General features: G+C 51.6%; 16 protein-coding genes. 4 read left to right on the forward strand and 12 right to left on the reverse strand.

The window, feature by feature from the left end:
* Positions 1-85 precede the first annotated feature (85 nt).
* Positions 86-1,054: an aldo/keto reductase gene (locus tag ACTQ3K_RS05760; RefSeq protein WP_441566427.1), complete on the reverse strand. Its 969-nt coding sequence runs from the start codon at positions 1,052-1,054 to the stop codon at positions 86-88.
* A 202-nt stretch (positions 1,055-1,256) separates the two neighbouring features.
* Between ACTQ3K_RS05760 and ACTQ3K_RS05765 the strand changes: the two genes are divergently transcribed.
* On the forward strand, positions 1,257-2,123 hold the full coding sequence (locus tag ACTQ3K_RS05765; RefSeq protein WP_441566425.1) for a class I SAM-dependent methyltransferase: 867 nt from the start codon (positions 1,257-1,259) through the stop codon (positions 2,121-2,123).
* Here the strand turns inward: ACTQ3K_RS05765 and ACTQ3K_RS05770 are convergent.
* Entirely contained in the window at positions 2,120-2,737 is a 618-nt protein-coding gene (locus ACTQ3K_RS05770) for a hypothetical protein (RefSeq protein WP_441566423.1), read from the reverse strand. The two genes, ACTQ3K_RS05765 and ACTQ3K_RS05770, sit on opposite strands and share 4 nt — an antisense overlap.
* Before the next feature lie 77 nt (positions 2,738-2,814).
* Here ACTQ3K_RS05770 and ymfI point away from each other — a divergent pair, with 77 nt between their 5' ends.
* Positions 2,815-3,540 carry an elongation factor P 5-aminopentanone reductase gene (gene ymfI, locus ACTQ3K_RS05775; RefSeq protein WP_441566421.1) on the forward strand — a complete coding sequence of 242 codons (726 nt, stop codon included), beginning with the start codon at positions 2,815-2,817 and terminating at the stop codon, positions 3,538-3,540.
* 3 nt (positions 3,541-3,543) lie between these two features.
* On the opposite strand, the gene ACTQ3K_RS05780 is transcribed toward ymfI, so the two are convergent.
* Positions 3,544-4,200 (reverse strand): YigZ family protein, encoded by a 657-nt coding sequence (locus tag ACTQ3K_RS05780; RefSeq protein WP_441566419.1) that lies wholly within the window; start codon positions 4,198-4,200, stop codon positions 3,544-3,546.
* A gap of 136 nt (positions 4,201-4,336) precedes the next feature.
* Here ACTQ3K_RS05780 and ACTQ3K_RS05785 point away from each other — a divergent pair, with 136 nt between their 5' ends.
* On the forward strand, positions 4,337-7,114 hold the full coding sequence (locus tag ACTQ3K_RS05785) for a transglycosylase domain-containing protein (protein ID WP_441566417.1): 2,778 nt from the start codon (positions 4,337-4,339) through the stop codon (positions 7,112-7,114).
* Between the two features lie 56 nt (positions 7,115-7,170).
* Positions 7,171-7,527 (forward strand): SpoVA/SpoVAEb family sporulation membrane protein, encoded by a 357-nt coding sequence (locus ACTQ3K_RS05790; RefSeq protein ID WP_441566415.1) that lies wholly within the window; start codon positions 7,171-7,173, stop codon positions 7,525-7,527.
* A gap of 77 nt (positions 7,528-7,604) precedes the next feature.
* On the opposite strand, the gene ACTQ3K_RS05795 is transcribed toward ACTQ3K_RS05790, so the two are convergent.
* The 9 genes from ACTQ3K_RS05795 to ACTQ3K_RS05835 all read right to left on the reverse strand — a co-directional run bounded on the left by ACTQ3K_RS05795 (position 7,605) and on the right by ACTQ3K_RS05835 (position 16,982).
* A complete protein-coding gene (locus tag ACTQ3K_RS05795; RefSeq protein WP_441566413.1) occupies positions 7,605-8,885 on the reverse strand; it encodes a cell wall hydrolase in 1,281 nt (426 codons plus the stop codon).
* Positions 8,886-8,902: 17 nt separating this feature from the next.
* Positions 8,903-9,421 (reverse strand): DUF6465 family protein, encoded by a 519-nt coding sequence (locus ACTQ3K_RS05800; protein ID WP_441566411.1) that lies wholly within the window; start codon positions 9,419-9,421, stop codon positions 8,903-8,905.
* A gap of 118 nt (positions 9,422-9,539) precedes the next feature.
* Positions 9,540-10,010, reverse strand: a complete 471-nt coding sequence (locus ACTQ3K_RS05805) for a YbaK/EbsC family protein (RefSeq protein ID WP_441566409.1) — start codon at positions 10,008-10,010, stop codon at positions 9,540-9,542.
* A 43-nt stretch (positions 10,011-10,053) separates the two neighbouring features.
* A complete protein-coding gene (locus ACTQ3K_RS05810) occupies positions 10,054-12,681 on the reverse strand; it encodes a TIR domain-containing protein (RefSeq protein WP_441566407.1) in 2,628 nt (875 codons plus the stop codon).
* A 43-nt stretch (positions 12,682-12,724) separates the two neighbouring features.
* Positions 12,725-13,096, reverse strand: coding sequence for an STAS domain-containing protein (locus ACTQ3K_RS05815; protein WP_441566405.1), 372 nt, complete (start codon positions 13,094-13,096; stop codon positions 12,725-12,727).
* Between the two features lie 37 nt (positions 13,097-13,133).
* On the reverse strand, positions 13,134-13,331 hold the full coding sequence (locus tag ACTQ3K_RS05820) for a hypothetical protein (protein ID WP_441566403.1): 198 nt from the start codon (positions 13,329-13,331) through the stop codon (positions 13,134-13,136).
* A 169-nt stretch (positions 13,332-13,500) separates the two neighbouring features.
* Positions 13,501-13,827, reverse strand: coding sequence for a hypothetical protein (locus ACTQ3K_RS05825; protein ID WP_441566401.1), 327 nt, complete (start codon positions 13,825-13,827; stop codon positions 13,501-13,503).
* A 135-nt stretch (positions 13,828-13,962) separates the two neighbouring features.
* Positions 13,963-14,265, reverse strand: a complete 303-nt coding sequence (locus ACTQ3K_RS05830; protein WP_441566399.1) for a class IIb bacteriocin, lactobin A/cerein 7B family — start codon at positions 14,263-14,265, stop codon at positions 13,963-13,965.
* A gap of 164 nt (positions 14,266-14,429) precedes the next feature.
* Positions 14,430-16,982, reverse strand: coding sequence for an NHLP bacteriocin export ABC transporter permease/ATPase subunit (locus ACTQ3K_RS05835; protein ID WP_441566397.1), 2,553 nt, complete (start codon positions 16,980-16,982; stop codon positions 14,430-14,432).
* Positions 16,983-16,989: the final 7 nt, after the last annotated feature.

Consider the following 16,989-nt stretch of genomic DNA (forward strand, 5'->3'; position numbering starts at 1 on the left):
AACATAAAACACGCGCCGATTGACAAAATCTTTCTGTGAAACCAGAAAAAATGTCAGTCGGCGCGCTTCTTATACGATTTTCTGCCTACTTTGCAGGCTTGGGATTGGAGTTTCCTACCTGCGCCCGCTTCTCATCGGACAGAGTCGCCCGGTACAGCTCATACCACTCTGCTCTGGAAAGCGTCACATTGGAGGCCGTACAGATATCCTTTAAGCGCTCCTTGTTTGTTGTTCCGATCAACGGCTGGATCTTTGCCGGATGACGCAGGATCCATGCGATGGCAATGGCGGACGGAGATACGTTCTTTTCCTCTGCCATGCGGTTTACTACGGAATTCAGGATCGGATACTGGTCATCCTTCATGAATACGCCGCCGTAGAACCGAACCTGGAACGGTGACCAGGCCTGTGCCGTCATCTTGTTCATTCTCATATAAGTAAGAACTCCGCCGTTACGGTCCACATTGTCTGCCTCATTGAGCTGAACCGAATCCGTAGGATCGATCAGCGTCGTATGAGCCACGGAAAGCTGCATCTGGTTGATGATCAGCCGCTGGTTGATGCAGGACTGAAGATACATCAGATCCATGGTCTTGAAGTTGCTGACACCGAAATACCGAACCTTGCCGCTGGTGTGGAGAAGGTCAAACGCCTCTGCCACTTCCTCCGGCTCCATCAGCGTATCGGCCCGATGTAAAAGGAAGCTGTCCAGATAATCCACCTTCAGACGCTTCATGCTGTTCTCTACCGATTCGATAATATGCTCTTTTGTCGTATCAATGTAAAGTGTTTTTTCCGTATCGCGGATCAGCGCACACTTGGACTGAATCATGATCTTATTGCGAAGTCCGGGATTCCGCTCCAGGATCCGGCCGAAATATTCTTCGGAGGCACCAAAACCATAAACATCCGCATGGTCAAAGAAATTGATTCCCTCATCCACTGCCGTCAGCACCAGCTGCTCCGCATCCTCAAAGGGGATCCGACAGTCTCTCATACAGCCAAGAGCCATTTCCGAGGCTTCCATCACGCCGCCGATCATAATGTGTTTCATATTCTTCCTCCTTTTTCATATCCGATTTGCCCGCCACCTACTGCAGGTGTAATTTGATTTCATCATATCATATATGCCGGCCTTTTACCATACGCTATCCTGCCATGTTGCTGTCAGCATTTCGTTGACGCCTTTTCCCAAACCAGTTATAATAAATACGATGTACATTTTTATCATGGATGAATAGAAAGGACTCCTCTTTATGTGGACTGCCAACAACTGGAATGATTATGAAGTGATCGATACCTCGAACGGGGAAAAGCTGGAGCGCTGGGGGAATTATCTTCTGGTGCGGCCTGACCCGCAGGTGATCTGGAATACCCCCCGAACAGAACGGGGCTGGAAAACATGTAACGGCCACTACCACCGCAGCAGCCGTGGCGGCGGTGAATGGGAATTTTTCGATCTGCCGGAGCAGTGGAGCATCGGCTACGAACGGCTGGGACTTACATTTAATCTGAAGCCCTTCAGCTTCAAGCACACCGGACTTTTTCCTGAACAGGCCGTCAACTGGGACTGGTTCTCCGAAAAAATCAAAGCCGCAGGCAGACCTGTCAAGGTTCTGAATCTCTTCGCCTATACCGGCGGTGCGACTCTGGCATGTGCTTCCGCAGGAGCGGCAGTGACTCATGTGGACGCCTCCAAGGGCATGGTAACCTGGGCGAAGGAAAACGCAAAATCCTCCGGTCTTTCCGATGCACCGATCCGCTGGATCGTGGACGACTGTGTAAAGTTCGTAGAGCGGGAGATCCGCCGCGGAAACCATTACGACGGGATCATCATGGATCCTCCCTCCTATGGCCGCGGGCCGAAGGGGGAGATCTGGAAGATCGAGGACGCCATTTTCCCGCTGGTGGAGCTCTGTGCAAAGCTTCTGTCTGATGATCCGCTGTTTTTCCTGATCAATTCCTATACCACCGGGCTTGCCCCGTCGGTGCTCTCTTATATGCTCGGCATAACCTTAAAGAACTATCAGGGAACCATTTCCGCCGATGAAGTCGGACTTCCGGTCACAAAGACCGGACTGGTGCTCCCCTGCGGAGCCTCCGGGCGCTGGGAAAGCCATTAGGCTCCCAGCCCCAGTCTCTGCTTCACATTCTCTTCATAGGAATCCCAGTCCAGCTGTTTTCCTTCTTTTGCTGCCGCCTTGATCTCTCCAATTTCCTGGTCGGTAAGCTGCAGTGTCTCCCGGAAGAAGGTTTCGATCTCCATACGAAACTGATTCAGCACATCTTCATTATCCCGCACGATCCCGTCGGAAACTGCCTCATCAATCATCTTCAGGGCCTGGCAGTCACCGGACAACGCATAGGAAATCCCATAGTAGGCCGATGAAGCTGCAGGCTCCTCAAGAGCTTTCTTCGTCTGCTCCATGGCTTTCATCCAGTTCCTTGTACTTCCCACTTCCCAGTATTTCTGATACTCTGAACCGCTTACTCCGGCGTTCGTGTAGGCATCATAAAGCCCCTGATAATCACCTTTTTGATAATATTCCTCCAAAACCGCCACGACATCTGCACCTGATTCCTTTGTGCCCTGCTTTCCCCGCTTCTGGATCATGGATTTCGCCACCAGAACGAGAAGCACCGCAAATGCACACAGGGCCACTGTTCCGAGCAGCCATTTCAGCCGCCCCTCTCCGCTGTTTTCTTTACCGCCGCGGTGTCTGCCTTGGATCGTCATGCTCTGTTTTTCCTCGCTTTCTGTTTTTTTATGTTATAATAAATACACCTATGATATCACATGAAAGGATTTTTTCTATGAAGAATCTTACTGCTTACGTTACCGGCGCTTCCCGCGGGATCGGGCGCGCCATCGCTCTGCGTCTCGCCCGTGAGGGCTGCCGTCTGGTAATCTGCTCCAGAGGAGAAGAGACGCTTCTGAAAACAAAAGCGGATATTGAAGCCCTGGGAACGGATTGTCTGGCTATCACCGCCGATGTGGGCGATCCCTCAGACTGTGAACAGCTTTTTGATGCAGCCCGCTCCTTCGGTACTCCGGATCTTCTGATCAACAATGCCGGGATTTCCCGGATCGGACTTCTTCAGGACATGTCGCCTGCTGAGTGGAATCAGGTCATCGGCACCAACCTTTCCTCCGTGTTTTACTGCTGCCGCCTGGCCATTCCCTTCATGGTCTCGGCCCATGCCGGGCGGATCCTGAATATTTCCTCCGTCTGGGGCTCGGTCGGTGCTTCCTGTGAAGCGGCCTATTCCGCATCCAAGGGCGGCGTCAACGCGTTGACAAAAGCGCTGGCAAAGGAGCTGGCTCCCTCCGGAATTCCGGTCAATGCCATCGCCTGCGGTGCCATTGACACCACGATGAACCAGTTTCTGGATGAGGACGAACGGACGGCACTGATTGACGAGATCCCCGCCTGTCGTCTTGGAACACCGGATGAGGTCGCCGAGCTTGCTTTCCAGCTTCTGACCTCCCCCGCCTATCTCACCGGACAGATCATCACGATGGACGGAGGCTGGCAGTAATCTTTACTCCGAAAACAGCAGGATTTCCCCGTCATGCTCCGCATAATAAGGCGCTTTGCCTTTTTTTATCACGGCCTTTCCTCCGGTGGCCTCGGTGATCTTTTTGATGAACCCGTCACAGATCTCCTCCGGAGCCATGACGCGGGCAGTCACCGATTCGGTGTATTCCGTATCCAGGATCTGTACACCGTTTTGCACGGCAAGATACTGGAGCTTTCCAAGCCCGTTGTAATCACAGGTGATGAACAGCTCCTGCCCCGGCTTTTTATGAAGGATAACACTGTGCTTCAGCCCTTCCTTTACCGCACCGGAATATGCCCGCACCAGTCCGCCTGTTCCAAGCAGGGTTCCGCCAAAGTATCTCGTCACCACCACACAGATATTATGGATCTGTGCACCGGTGATCACATCCAGCATGGGCCGGCCGGCTGTTCCGCCCGGTTCTCCGTCGTCACTGCATCGGAGCGTTGGATTCACAAGACCGACAGAAAACGCACTGCAGTGATGCCTGGCATCCCAGTATTTTTTCCGCACCTCTTCCATAAACGAAGCTGCCTCTTCCTCTGATTTTATCGGGCGCACCTGTGCAATAAACCGGGATTTTTTTTCGATCAGTTCTCCCTCACCGCCGCGGTAAGCCTCCAGATAATCTGTTCTCATAGATTTTCCTTTCCTCTCCTTCGTTTTACGCCCTCATTGTAATACAGATTTCCCATCGGGGCAACCATCGTTTTTACTATTACCCCTTTTATCCCTGTCTGTTTTTTGGTATACTGAAGGTCTAGGAGGTCACTCTATGAATTATGGAAAAAACGGATTGAAAAAGCAGCTCCGCCATCTGACTTCTTCTGGTGTCCGGCACAGGAGCCGGATCGCGGTCACTGCGTTCAAAGCCTTTTTATTTGGGATTTTCGGTCTGCTGACCGTTCTGATTTTCATCGGCCTCGGCATGTTCCGCGGGATTCTGAATTCCACACCGGATCTGGCGTCTCTCGATATGTCGCCTAATGCATCCGCTACGATCCTTTATGACGCCGGCGGGAACGAGATCCAGACTCTTGTAATGGCAGGCTCAAACCGCCAGCCGGTAGAATATTCCGAAATGCCGAAGAACCTGATCAACGCGTTTGTCGCCATTGAAGATTCCCGGTTCTGGACCCATAACGGTGTCGATGTCAAGGGCTTTGCCCGGGCGGCCGTCAGCGCTGTCACCTCCGGCGAGCTGGATCAGGGCGCCAGTACCATCACCCAACAGCTTATTAAGAACGTGGCGTTCGGCGGTGGAATGGAATCCTCCCTGGGTGCCAAGATCAAGCGAAAGATCCAGGAGCAGTATCTGGCAATCCAGCTGGAGAAAACCATGGATAAGACGATTATCCTCCAGAATTATCTGAACACGATCAATCTTGGCGCCAACACGCTCGGTGTAGAGTCGGCTGCCCAGCGTTATTTCGGGAAGCATGTCAGTGAACTGGAGCTTTCCGAGTGCGCCGTTATCGCGGCCGTTACCTCGAACCCCACCCGCTACAATCCCATCACCCACCCGGAGGAAAATGCCAAACGGCGGGATATTGTGCTGGAAAACATGTTTGATCAGGGCTATATCAGTACCGATGAACTGAAGGAAGCCCAGCGGGATGATGTTTACACGGAAATCGCGGATCATGATACCGCACGCGAAGCGGAATCCTCTGTTTACAGCTATTTTGTTGATGAAACCATCGTCCAGGCGCTGGCTGATCTGGAGGACGCCGGCTATTCGGAAGCGGAGGCAAGAAACCTTCTTTACAGCGGCGGTCTGCGGATCTACACGACCCAGGATCCACAGCTTCAGACCATCATGGACGAGGAGATCTCCAACCCGGACAATTATGCCCATACAGAATTAAAATACAGCTTTACTTACCGTCTGTCCGTCACTCATAAAGACGGCTCCACCGAGCATTTTTCAGAAAACAATGTCCGAAGCTATATGCGCCAGAAGAACGGAGCGGCCTTTAAGCTGATCTTCGCCACGGAAGAGGAAGCACGCGCCTGTGCCGCTGAATATCGCAGCACAGTAGTCGGAGGCGATGACACGGTGGACGGCGAACGGCTGGATATCACACTTCAGCCTCAGGGCTCCTGTGTCCTCATGGATCAGGAAACCGGTTATGTCCGTGCCATCAGCGGAGGCCGCGGGGAAAAGACCGCTTCCCTCAGCCTGAACCGTGCTACAGACAGTCTCCGCCAGCCAGGTTCCACCTTCAAGGTTCTGACGGCGTTTGCTCCTGCTCTGGACAGCGCCGGTGCGACTCTTGGAAGCGTTTACTATGATGCGCCTTACTCCTTTGAGGATAAGACCTTCACCAACTGGTGGGGCGATGAATACGTGGGATATGCCAATATCCGTGACGGAATCGACTACTCCATGAACATTATCGCATTAAAGACCATGATGAACACCGTCACCCCCCAGCTCGGTTATCAGTACGCACTGGATTTCGGGATCACCTCTCTGGTAGAGAGCGAGACCGGAGCCAATGGAAAGGTATACAGTGATATTGGTTCTGCCCTCTGCCTCGGCGGTATTACCCATGGTGTCAGCAACCTGGAACTGACAGCCGCTTACGCTGCCATCGCCAACAAGGGGGTTTACACCAAACCGGTCTACTATACAAAGATCGTAGACAGCAATGGAAGAATCCTTATCGACAAGGAGCCCGAAACCCATACCGTTATCAAGGAAACCACCGCATGGCTTCTGACAGACGCCATGCAGGGAGTCTGCGTATCCTCTCATCTGTATAATCACGGAAACATCGGAACCAGTTCCTTTGAGACCAAGATCGAAGGGCTTCCCACTGCCGCAAAGAGCGGTACGACCACCGGAAGCAATGATATCTGGTTTGTCGGTTATACGCCTTATTATACCCTTGGCGTATGGCAGGGTTTTGATGAAAACACCTCCGTGACGGAAAGCTCCGATGTCCGCCAGCTCTGGTACAGCATCATGTCCCGCGCCTGTAACGGTCTCCCGTCAAAGGAGTTCCCGGAACGTCCCTCCTCCATCGAGGAGGTCACCATCTGTCACAAATCCGGGAAGCTGGCGATCCCCGGTGTCTGCAATGCCGACCCGGCAGGAGATATGACTTATACGGAATATTTCGTAAAGGGTACCGCTCCTACAGAGGTCTGCGATCACCATACCAGCGTCACCGTCTGCACCTTAAGCGGCTGCCTTGCCACTGAGTTCTGCCCGCCGGAATTAAAGTCCAACCGGGTCTACCGGACGATCACGGATGAATCCACCGGAAGTACCGATGACACCAGCTATCTGCTGCCGGCGGCCCTGAAAAACAGCTCCTGCTATATTCATACAGGAAGCGCATTCCCGTTCCTGGAGCCGTCTTCGGAGGCCGATGAAAGTAATTCTGACAGTCTGAATAACGGTTCTGAAAGTGGCTCCGGAAACCAGAATTCTGATCATCCTGGAAACAGTTCCGGAAGCGGAACCGGAAACAACAGCTCCGGCGGAAGTCCCGGTTCCGGAAACGCAGCACCCGGAAACGCCCCCGGTCTGCTGGCTCAATAGCGTATAAAAAGATCCATAGTGCACACACTGTTCTTATGACAGAAAGGTGGTGTACTATGGATTTTTTTAAAGCATTTCTCATTGGCGGCTCGATCTGTGCGCTGGTTCAGATCCTCATGGATCATACGAAGCTCATGCCCGGACGCATTATGGTGCTCCTTGTCTGTACCGGAGCTGTTCTTGGATTTCTGGGGCTCTATCAGCCCTTTATCGACTGGGCCGGCGCCGGCGCCTCGATTCCTCTTCTCGGCTTCGGAAATACACTGTTTCGCGGTGTAAGGGACGCCATTGACGAAAAAGGCGCCCTCGGCCTCTTCCTGGGCGGGTTTCGAGCCGGTGCCGCAGGAATCAGCGGGGCGCTGATCTTCGGTTATCTCGGTTCTCTGTTCTTTGAACCGAAAATGAAAGATTAAAACCAGATTAAACACATTATTCAAACCGGCAAAGCAGTCTGTATGATCCGAACCGAAGCATAACACACTGCTTTCCTTTAATAAAACACATGACTTCCGATAATGATCCCGTCATAGCCGGGAAGCACCGTCCGGAAATGGAGCAGACCGCCGATATAGTTTTCGGATCCACTCATGGCCACCTGGGCTGCTCTGGTACACTCCGAAGGTACACCGTTTTTCAGGGCCTTCTGATACTTGGGATATCCCCAGGGGCTGAACTGTCTCTTCTGGGACAGCACGCCAAGCATGGTATTCGGATACCGGCTGCTGGCGATCCGGTTCATAATGACATTTCCGACAGCAACCTTCCCTTCCCAGGGCTCCATGTTAGCTTCCCGGTAGATCATGGCTGCCATCAGTTCCAGATCGCTGTACGCCGAATAATCAAACTCATCGGAGGACTGCGTCGGCGCCTGGGTTGGTGCTTCCGTTGGTGCAGGAGCCTGTGTCGGTGCACTGGTCGGTGCCTGGGTTGGTGCTTCTGTGGGTGTCTGGGGCGGTGCCTGCGTCGGCGCAGGAGCCTCTCCGGACGGCTCTGCCGAACTGTTTCCGGAATTCTGGCTTCCATTTTGTGACGAATCCGAGCGGTTGTCTGCCGTCTGATTTCCGTTCTCAATCTGTGCCAGCTTATCCTCCGCCTCCAGCTCCCGTTTCTGAAGCTCCGAGCGATACTGAGCCAGCTGTCCCTTCGTATCCTCCAGATCTCCGCTGCACTGATCCATCTTATCTGCGGTATCGGCGATGGCCGCCAGAACCTCGTTCTGTTTTTCCTGCGTATCCGCCATATTCTGATCCAGATTGGTCTGCTCCGCACGCAGATCACTTTCCTTCTGCGCCACCAGCTCCTTGGTCGCCTTGTAGGCCATCAGCATATTCCGGTCGTAGTCCGCCATCTCCACAGCATATTCTGCCTTGTTTAAAATCCCTGAAAGGCTGTCCTCTGAAAAAATCAGCCCGACAAATCCACCATCCCGGTTTTCATACATATACTGGATCCGTTTTTTCATGGACGCATACTGGGTGCTCTCCGTCTCTTTGGCCGCTTCCAGCTCCTGTTCGGTTCCCGCAAGCTGCGTTTCCAGCTCTGTCTTCTGAGCTGCCAGTGCTTCCAGTTCCGCATCCAGATCATCAAGCTGTGCTTCCAGATCACTCAGATATCCCGCCAGCCGTTCGCTGGCTTCTTCCAGGCTCTTCGCCCGAGACTCTGCCTGACTGGCACGTTCCTCCAGATCATCTCCTGCTGCCATCGCTCCGAGCACCGGAGCGGCCGCCAGAAGAAGCGCCAGAATACCGATCCATCTTCTGTGTTTTTTCATATAATAAATCTCAGTCCTTAAATATCAACACTTCCGGTCTCAGTCTCGTTGATAACATAATATACCTTGTTTTCCTCAACCTTGACATACAGCTGCATGCTCTTAATGTCACCGATCTTATTTTTTTTCGCTGTCCAGTCTTTCTTTACCAGCGCGATCATTTCCTTATCGGAAACATCCTTGCCCATGTACTGAACCGAAATTCCGGTCTTTACTTCTGTCTTCTTCGCCGCAGTCTTCTTTACTGCCTTCTTTGCTGCCGCTGCGATCTTTTTCCCGGTCTTTTCTGCTGCTTCTGCTGCCTTTCCGGCTGCCTCTGCGGCCTTTTCCGCTGTCTTGGAAACCAGCTCCTCGGCCTTTACTGTCTCCTCAGCCTTCACTTCCTCCGCCTTCGGTTCTGCTGCTTCCGCTTTTACCTCTTCTGTCTCGGTTTTTACTTCTGCCGTCCCGGCTTCTTTCTGAACTTCAGGTGCTTTCTTTGTCTCTGCTGCTTTTACAGAGGCCGCTGTTCTCGTATAGGTCTTCTTTCTTGTCATAATAATTCTCCTCTTTTCTCATTTCCTGCCGTTTTTTCCAGTCACGCGGCAGAACTCTGCTATAGTCACTATCATACAGCGTTCCGGCGCTTTTTGCAAGTCCCGGCAGGATTCCCCTCTACACGGTCTCCCTGCACACATCTACCCAGCCCATCGCCCCGGCGGCTTCCTCCAGCTCCGGAATCGTCAGCTTCACTGCGCTGTGGTCATCGCCGGCTGCCGGATAAACGGTCGTAAACTGTTTCAGGCTTTCGTCCAGATACACCCGGACTCCCTCCCGGACTCCAAAGGGGCAGACACCGCCCGGCGCATGGCCGATCCAGGTTTCCACCTCATCAAAGGGGATCATCTTCGCTTTTACATGAAAGGCAGCTTTGTATTTCCGGTTGTCAACCTTTGCTGTTCCCTCGGTTAAGATCAGCACCGGCTGATCATCCTGGAGAAAGGACATGGTCTTGGCAATCATTCCCGGTTCCACCCCCAGCGCTTCCGCTGCCATGGCCACCGTCGCCGTTGAATGCTCCAGGCGGATCACATGATCCAAAAAGCCTTTTTTCTCCAGATATTCTTCTGCTCGTTTCTGTGACATAATACAGTTCCTCCATTATCACCGAAAGCTCCACGCTTTCTCGTTAAAATCCGGAGCTTACCTTCCAGCTTTCCATGTCGGCTTTCGCCTCTTCCGCAGTCATAAACCGTATCCCGCTCAGGGTTTTCTCCCACATTACCTGTTCGTCAAGAGGACAATCAACCACGTTATAAAATGTAAACAGCTTCTCCAGACTTTCCATATCGGCCCCGGCTGCATAATCAAAGTAGATTTCCCATCCTCGCTTTGAGGAGGAAGCAGCAAAAGAAGTCAGCGGATTTCCGCAGAGATTCAGATATTCGACTTTTTGGGCTCCGGGGAGCTTTAATTCAGAAATCTGATTTCCGCTCAGATCCACTACATCAAAATCCCGTTCCGCCTGAATCCCCAGATCCACCAGCGGCTGCATATCTGTGATCTGGTTATCGGCAAAGCTCATATCACGAAGATGCCTGGAGTAACAAATCTCCTCAATCGAAGAAATTCCGTTTTCATCCGCCGAAATCAGTTCCAGAGCGGTCATCGTTTTCAGGGGAGAAAGATCCTCCACATAATTCCGGTCAAATTTCAGTTTCTTCAGTGAACTCATATCGGTCAGGGGAGAAAGATCTGTCACCAGATTATCTCGGAAGGAAAGGTACGTCAGCTTTTCCCGGCTTTTTGCCAGCACCGACAGATCAGCGACCGCATTGCCATCGATGGAAACCGTACTCAAAAGCGTACAGTTTTCAATTCCGTTCAATTCAAAAATTTTATTCTCATCTGCTTTCAGGCTGGTCAGTCGCAGTGCCTGTTCCAGACCGGAAAGGGTTTCCAGCTGATTTCGGCTTACGCTGATCGTCTGAAGCGATTTACAGGACACCAGTGCTTCCAGGGATGTGAGCTGATTATCATCTGCCTTCAGGTTCACCAGCTCTTCCATTCCGGATAACGGAGCAAGATCCGTAATCTGATTTCCGGAGACATCAAGTCCCCGAAGCCCCGGCAGCGCATAGAGCGGAGACAGATCCGTGATCTCATTTTGTTCCGCCGCCAGATCACTCAGAGACGGTACCGCACCGACCAGATTTTCCAGACTTCCCAGCCCCAGTTCATTTGCCGTCAAATATTCCAGGGATGTACAGTCCGATAAGGGAGTGAAATCCGAAACACCGGTCTGGCTGACATTAAGGCGGTACAGACTGCCGGCCAGATTTGTCAGATTACTCAGATTTGTCAAATCTGCATTTCCGCTCAGATCCACTGTATCTAATTCGGACAGTCTTGACAGATCAATGGCCGAAAACTGACTGTCTGTTAATCCACAGTTTTTGATCCGCAGATTCTCCAGCTTCTCCAGAGCGGACAGAAACTGATAGTTTTCCACTCCCGTGCAGTTTTCCATGCAAAGGATCCTCAGTCCCTCTGCATTCGTCCCGATGGCAGCTGCCGCTTCATCATCAAGCGTACAGTCTGTCAGATAGACAGCCTCCAGTTTCTTCATGGAAGAAAGGGCCTTCATGTCCTTTGCCGTCAGCATTTTATTCGACAGATACAGATTCTCAGCATCCTTCTCCACCTTCTGTCCGCTGATTTCCATCTTCCCCCCAAAAAACAGCTTTGGAATTCCATTCAGGCATACATAAATGACTGCGATCAGCACAATCGGTATGAGCCAGATGCCCCTCTTCTCTTTTTTCTCCGGTGTCTGATGGCGTTCCGGCTCTGCCAGACGCTTTGCTTCTGCTTCCCTCCGGGCGGCCTCTTCTGCCTGACGCTTTGCTTCTGCTTCCCGCCGCGCGGCCTCTTCTGCCTGACGTTTTGCTTCTGCTTCCCGGCGGTGCGCTTCTTCCGCCGCTTTCTGCTCTGCCTGACGCTGTGCGGCCTCTTCCGCCTGACGCTTTGCTTCTGCTTCCCTCCGGCGCGCTTCTTCCGCCGCTTTCTGCTCTGCCTGACGCTTTGCTTCTTCTTCCGCCTGGCGGTGCTTCTCCTCTGCCGCCTTCAGCTTTTCTTCCGCCTCCCGCCGCGCAGCCTCTGCCTGACAGCGTGCCTCTTCCGCCGCTTTCAGTTTTCGCTCCATCTGGTGTTCTGTTTCCTTCGCCTGACTGTCGGTGTTCGCATCCGCTGTCTCCGGTTCACTGCGGAACCATTTATCACTGAAGCTGTCTCTCGGTTCACGCGTCTCCTCAAACAGGCTTTCCTCCTCCGTTTCGTAATCCTCCGGACGGGAAACCTCGATCTGCGCATCCGGCAGGCCCATGGATGATTCCAGCATCCTTGCCGCATACAGCTTCTTATAGAATTCTTTTTCCGATTCCAGCGTATACTTAAAAATCGCCTGGGTCGCCGCCAGCTGCATTTCCATGCCCATGGACATCTGAACCGGCTCCAGGATCACTGAAATAAACGGCTTTTTCTTTAATAATGCGAAATTGATCTCCCGTTTACAATTATGGGAGTTTACTGCATTTTCCGTAATGAACGCTACACAGGCAGCACTTCCGTTTAAATGACTGGCAATGATTTCCGGCCACTCCGATCCCGGATCAATTCCCTCGTCATACCAGACCCGGTAACCATCCCGTGCCATCTGTTCAATGATCGGAAAAACGCTTGCTCTGTCTTTATGACAATAGCTGATAAAAATATAAGCTTCCTGCCCTTCATAGGGCTTTACGGAGCATCGTCTCACAGCTCTACCTCGTTTCCATCTGTTTGTTTTCTGTCACGTTTCATCAATCCTCTTCAATAAACAGGATCTCATCAAATCCGGATTCCTTTAATGCCTCCATGACCGGCTCTGAGACATGGACCAATATCATCTCAGCACCTTCCTGTTCATCAATGATCTGCTGCACTGACAAAAGGCTCCGTAACGCACCACTGGCCAGATACGTGATCTTTGACAGATCCAGCCGGATTTTTCTGCATACGGAGACGGCTGCCATAAGCTCATCTTCAAACTCATGAGCAACCTCATTGCGGATCTCTCCCTCCGCTTCCATGTAAAAAATATCGTCTTTCATCTGTTCCCGGATACACAGCACTCTGGTTCCATCCAGAAGGATCTCCAGAACCCCATCAACCATTTCTCTTGTTATCATCATAAACTCCTGTATTCTTCTGCAAGTTTTCCGTCCGGCTTCAGCTCTTGTCCGTCTGATGCGATTTCATATAATCCAGAAATTTTTTATAATCCGGCGCCGCTGATGCCGCCGCTACAAGATCCAGATCCTCCTCAGAAAGCTCATCATCCACCGCCTCCACCAGTTCTGTCAGTTCGTCATTTGGCGCAAACTCCTGTGTTTTTGCCGCCAGCTTCAAAACCTTTTCCATATCCATTTCCAACATTCCTTTTCTTTCTGGCATTTTTGCGAACATATCAGAAGAAGACGGCTTTTATAGGCCGCCTGTTCTTCCGGTTTTTCCAAACTCCATCCTACCGCTTCTTTGTTTAAAGCCCGGTATGTCAGCTTTAGCTGACGGTTTTTTCTGTGGAAACGTGACCCCTTTACCGTCTGCACCATCCCATTCTGCCTTTTGCATATCTGGCATATAAACGTCCTGCAACATACGCGCCTCCAATGATCGCTCCGGCTGCCACGATACCGATTCCGCCGGACACCTGATCCAGGCTGTCCTCAGAAAGCTCATCTCCATTCTCCAGAAGGCTGTTTACATGCTCCACCATCTGTCGGATCTCTTCGTCACTCATCTCAATTCCCTTGGATGCAAACAACTCCTTTAACTCTGCCTTACTCTCACAGTTTAATACCTTTTCCTCAAATTCCTGATCCTGAAATGCGTCTTCCATTACCTTTACACTGATTTCTGTCATGTCATGCTCCTCCTGATTTCTGTGTTTTGTTTTGATTTTCTGTTTCTGCTCTGATCTTTTTCCTTTATCTATGCTGCCCGATGGTTCGGCGCGTTTTTCTTCCTTCCGCCCGCAATGCTCCGTCTTTCTCAGGAATCAGCATCTTTTGCGCATTCCTCTGTAGAAGCCGTATAAAAATGCTACTCCGGCTCCGATGGCTACCACTGCCGGTGCAATTCCTCCGGATACCTGATCCAGACTGTCCAGCGAAAGCTCTCCGTCCTTCTGCTCCTTCAAGCCCTCGTAAAGCCCCTTTGCTTCTTCCTCACCGATTTCTGCTCCGCACTCTGCAAGGATCTGCCGGAATGCTTCCAGAGATTCTGCTTCTACCAGACGCTTTACCTGCTCTTCCTTTACGGTTACCTTTTTTAACTCTTCCATTAACTTATTCTCATTCATGATCCATTCCTCCGCTTTTTTATTTTTATCAGCTCCCGCTGTCACTTAGTTATACACATGATCCGGAAATCTGTTACAGGCTTTTCCGGATTTTTTTTAAAAGTTTAAAAAATTTACCGGAGAATGCCGGCACGGCCAAAACGCGTTATGCTGCCAGACCGGATTCATGAAAGCTGGCGGTTTGCCAGTTCATAAAACAGGCCCTTTTTCTCCATCAGCTCCTCATAGGAGCCCTGTTCTGCGATCCTTCCCCTGTCCAGCACCAGAATCCGGTCACAGCGGATCACCGTGCTGAGACGATGTGCAATCACAATTCTGGTAGAATCCATAGCCTCCAGCGTATCACAGATCATACGCTGGGTTACATTATCCAGCGCGCTTGTGGCTTCATCAAACAGCAGGATCTTCGGGTTGGAGATGATCGCCCGGGCAATGAGGATCCTCTGCTGCTGACCTCCGGAAATGGTTCCGCAGTCCTCGCTGAGCATCGTGTGGAGTCCCATGGGCATGGCCGCAATATCCTTCTTTAATCCAACTGCCTCCACAACACGCTCCACATCCTTTATGGAAGCTTCCGGAGCTATGATGGTGATATTTTCATAAATGCTTCCGGAAATCAGCTTTCCGTCCTGAAGCACCACCCCCATTTTTCTCCTCAGCTCCCGCTTATCCAGACTGTCAATGTCCTTATTGTCATAATAAATCTTCCCGGAAACCGGCTTTTCAAAGCCAAGAAGCAGCTTTAACAGGGTTGATTTGCCGCACCCGGAGGTTCCGACGATCCCGATATATTCCCCGGCCCGGATGTTCAGAGAAAGATCCGATAAAACCACAGGAGCATCCGCACTGTAACGGAACGATACATTATTGACCTCCACCGCACCGCTCAGTTCGCCGGGAAGCTCACTGGCCTCCTCAAATTCCGGCCGGTTCTTAAACACCGGCTCTAACCGTTCAAGCTCCGGCTTTGCGCTGCGCACCTGGATCAATGCCTGAACAAGCTGAAGGGCCGATGCCGTAAAGGTTCCGAACACCGTCTGAAACCCGAGGAATGATCCGAGACTGACCTCCACGCTTCCTTTCATGACCACCAGATAAAGGATCATGGCAAACACTGCGCCGGAGACCAGATTCATGGTCTTTCCGAGACTCAGGATCCTCCGCTTCCGTTCCTCACAGTTTCGCAGGCTTACATAGGGCTTCATATATTCATATAAGGCCCGGTCCTCCACTCCCGCGATCCGGAGCTTTGCGATCCCATTTAAGAACTGATACATCATGGAACCGGTTTTTCCCTCCAGCTCCACCACCTTCTTTTTATAACGCAATGACCGCACGGAGATCCCATAATAAAAGAGCCCGTAAATGACAGTCATAACGATTCCGGCCCCGGCCAGCTTCCCGGAATAACCGATCATCTTTCCCAGACAGATTCCCAGAAACACCAGGCTGACCGCAGTCATCAGAACCGCCGAACCGATGGTTCCCGCCAGTACACCTGCCCCCATGACCCTCTGTGCCAGATCTGCCGATTCATAAGTCCGGTAAAAACTTTCAGGAAGATTAAACAGACGGTCATAAGCCGCAGTCTGAAGCTCGCAGGACATCCGGCTGATGATCCGGAAATTTACAAGATTTTTCACAATGCCGAACAGAATATCTGCAATCAGAAATGCTCCCATCAGGCATCCGATCTGAAGCAGGATTGTTTTCGCTCCCAACGGAATATAGACATCATACAGAGAGGAGGTAATGATCGGGAGCAGCAGCTCAATGAGCGCCGTCACCACCGTTAACACAAACAGCAGGATCATATCATTCCTTCGGATGCTTTTTTTGCAGAACCGGATCAGCTCCTGCCGTCCCGCCTGCTCTGGCAGCGGCCGGTAAATCACATACGCCTCCGGCTCCAATGCAGCCGCCAGCGCTTTCGTCACCGGAGTTAATGTCTCTTTTTCTGTATCATAAAGCAGATAACCACCATGCTTTTTGGGCAGACATACATACGGCTTTTTCTTTTTATTAAAAACAAGGAGCGCTCCGCCGTCCATCCGCTCCCAGCCTTCGGTCAGAAGGACCCGCCGGTATGCAAAATGAGACAGTCTCGCAATTTCCGCGATACTGCCATCTTCTCCGCAGACCTCCTTCACCTTTTCATATGGTGCAATGGAAATCTCCCGTTCCGCGCAGAGCACTGTCATGACATCATACAGCCGGTTTCCCGTGCGTTCCGTTTCCGGTACAGACGCCTCTTTCCGAAATGCCCCTCGGATCAGATTCCTTGTACGCTCCGCCGCATCGATCCGCCGTTTCTGGCTTCTCCTGATAAAACCATCCTCCACCACAATGTTTTTCCGATAGCGGTCAGTAATGCATCCTTCAAAGCCTTCTTTTCCATAGTTTTTCAGATCCGCCTTCCTGACAAAACGCTCTCGCAGGACTCTGGTGCTGCCGAAGGGAATGACCTCTACCGAAACCGCCTCTACCGGCACAATACAGAACCGCCACTGGCAGTAGTCCATGTCCTGATGACAGAATCCGGGGATCACCTCTCCTGCTTTTATTTCATATAAAAAGGAACGTCTTCCGATCTCTTTTTTTCGAAGCGGAACAATATAAAGAAATGCGGTACCACCCAGAATCCGGTACGCACTGGTCATCTCTTCTGTCAGGAAGTATTCTCCGCCCTGTAAAGAAATCGTCTTCTTGTCTTCCATACTCTGT

Origin of the sequence: Candidatus Paralachnospira sp. LCP21S3_A2, from assembly GCF_052118925.1 — a bacterium.
Lineage (GTDB): Bacteria > Bacillota > Clostridia > Lachnospirales > Lachnospiraceae > Lientehia.

Excerpts from the sequence above, each read along its gene's own strand:
- ACTQ3K_RS05760 (WP_441566427.1), bottom strand. The coding sequence starts at position 1,054 with ATGAAACACATTATGATCGGCGGCGTGATGGAAGCCTCGGAAATGGCT.
- ACTQ3K_RS05765 (WP_441566425.1), top strand. The coding sequence starts at position 1,257 with ATGTGGACTGCCAACAACTGGAATGATTATGAAGTGATCGATACCTCG.
- ACTQ3K_RS05770 (WP_441566423.1), bottom strand. The coding sequence starts at position 2,737 with ATGACGATCCAAGGCAGACACCGCGGCGGTAAAGAAAACAGCGGAGAG.
- ymfI (WP_441566421.1), top strand. The coding sequence starts at position 2,815 with ATGAAGAATCTTACTGCTTACGTTACCGGCGCTTCCCGCGGGATCGGG.
- ACTQ3K_RS05780 (WP_441566419.1), bottom strand. The coding sequence starts at position 4,200 with ATGAGAACAGATTATCTGGAGGCTTACCGCGGCGGTGAGGGAGAACTG.
- ACTQ3K_RS05785 (WP_441566417.1), top strand. The coding sequence starts at position 4,337 with ATGAATTATGGAAAAAACGGATTGAAAAAGCAGCTCCGCCATCTGACT.
- ACTQ3K_RS05790 (WP_441566415.1), top strand. The coding sequence starts at position 7,171 with ATGGATTTTTTTAAAGCATTTCTCATTGGCGGCTCGATCTGTGCGCTG.
- ACTQ3K_RS05795 (WP_441566413.1), bottom strand. The coding sequence starts at position 8,885 with ATGAAAAAACACAGAAGATGGATCGGTATTCTGGCGCTTCTTCTGGCG.
- ACTQ3K_RS05800 (WP_441566411.1), bottom strand. The coding sequence starts at position 9,421 with ATGACAAGAAAGAAGACCTATACGAGAACAGCGGCCTCTGTAAAAGCA.
- ACTQ3K_RS05805 (WP_441566409.1), bottom strand. The coding sequence starts at position 10,010 with ATGTCACAGAAACGAGCAGAAGAATATCTGGAGAAAAAAGGCTTTTTG.
- ACTQ3K_RS05815 (WP_441566405.1), bottom strand. The coding sequence starts at position 13,096 with ATGATGATAACAAGAGAAATGGTTGATGGGGTTCTGGAGATCCTTCTG.
- ACTQ3K_RS05820 (WP_441566403.1), bottom strand. The coding sequence starts at position 13,331 with ATGGATATGGAAAAGGTTTTGAAGCTGGCGGCAAAAACACAGGAGTTT.
- ACTQ3K_RS05825 (WP_441566401.1), bottom strand. The coding sequence starts at position 13,827 with ATGACAGAAATCAGTGTAAAGGTAATGGAAGACGCATTTCAGGATCAG.
- ACTQ3K_RS05830 (WP_441566399.1), bottom strand. The coding sequence starts at position 14,265 with ATGAATGAGAATAAGTTAATGGAAGAGTTAAAAAAGGTAACCGTAAAG.
- ACTQ3K_RS05835 (WP_441566397.1), bottom strand. The coding sequence starts at position 16,982 with ATGGAAGACAAGAAGACGATTTCTTTACAGGGCGGAGAATACTTCCTG.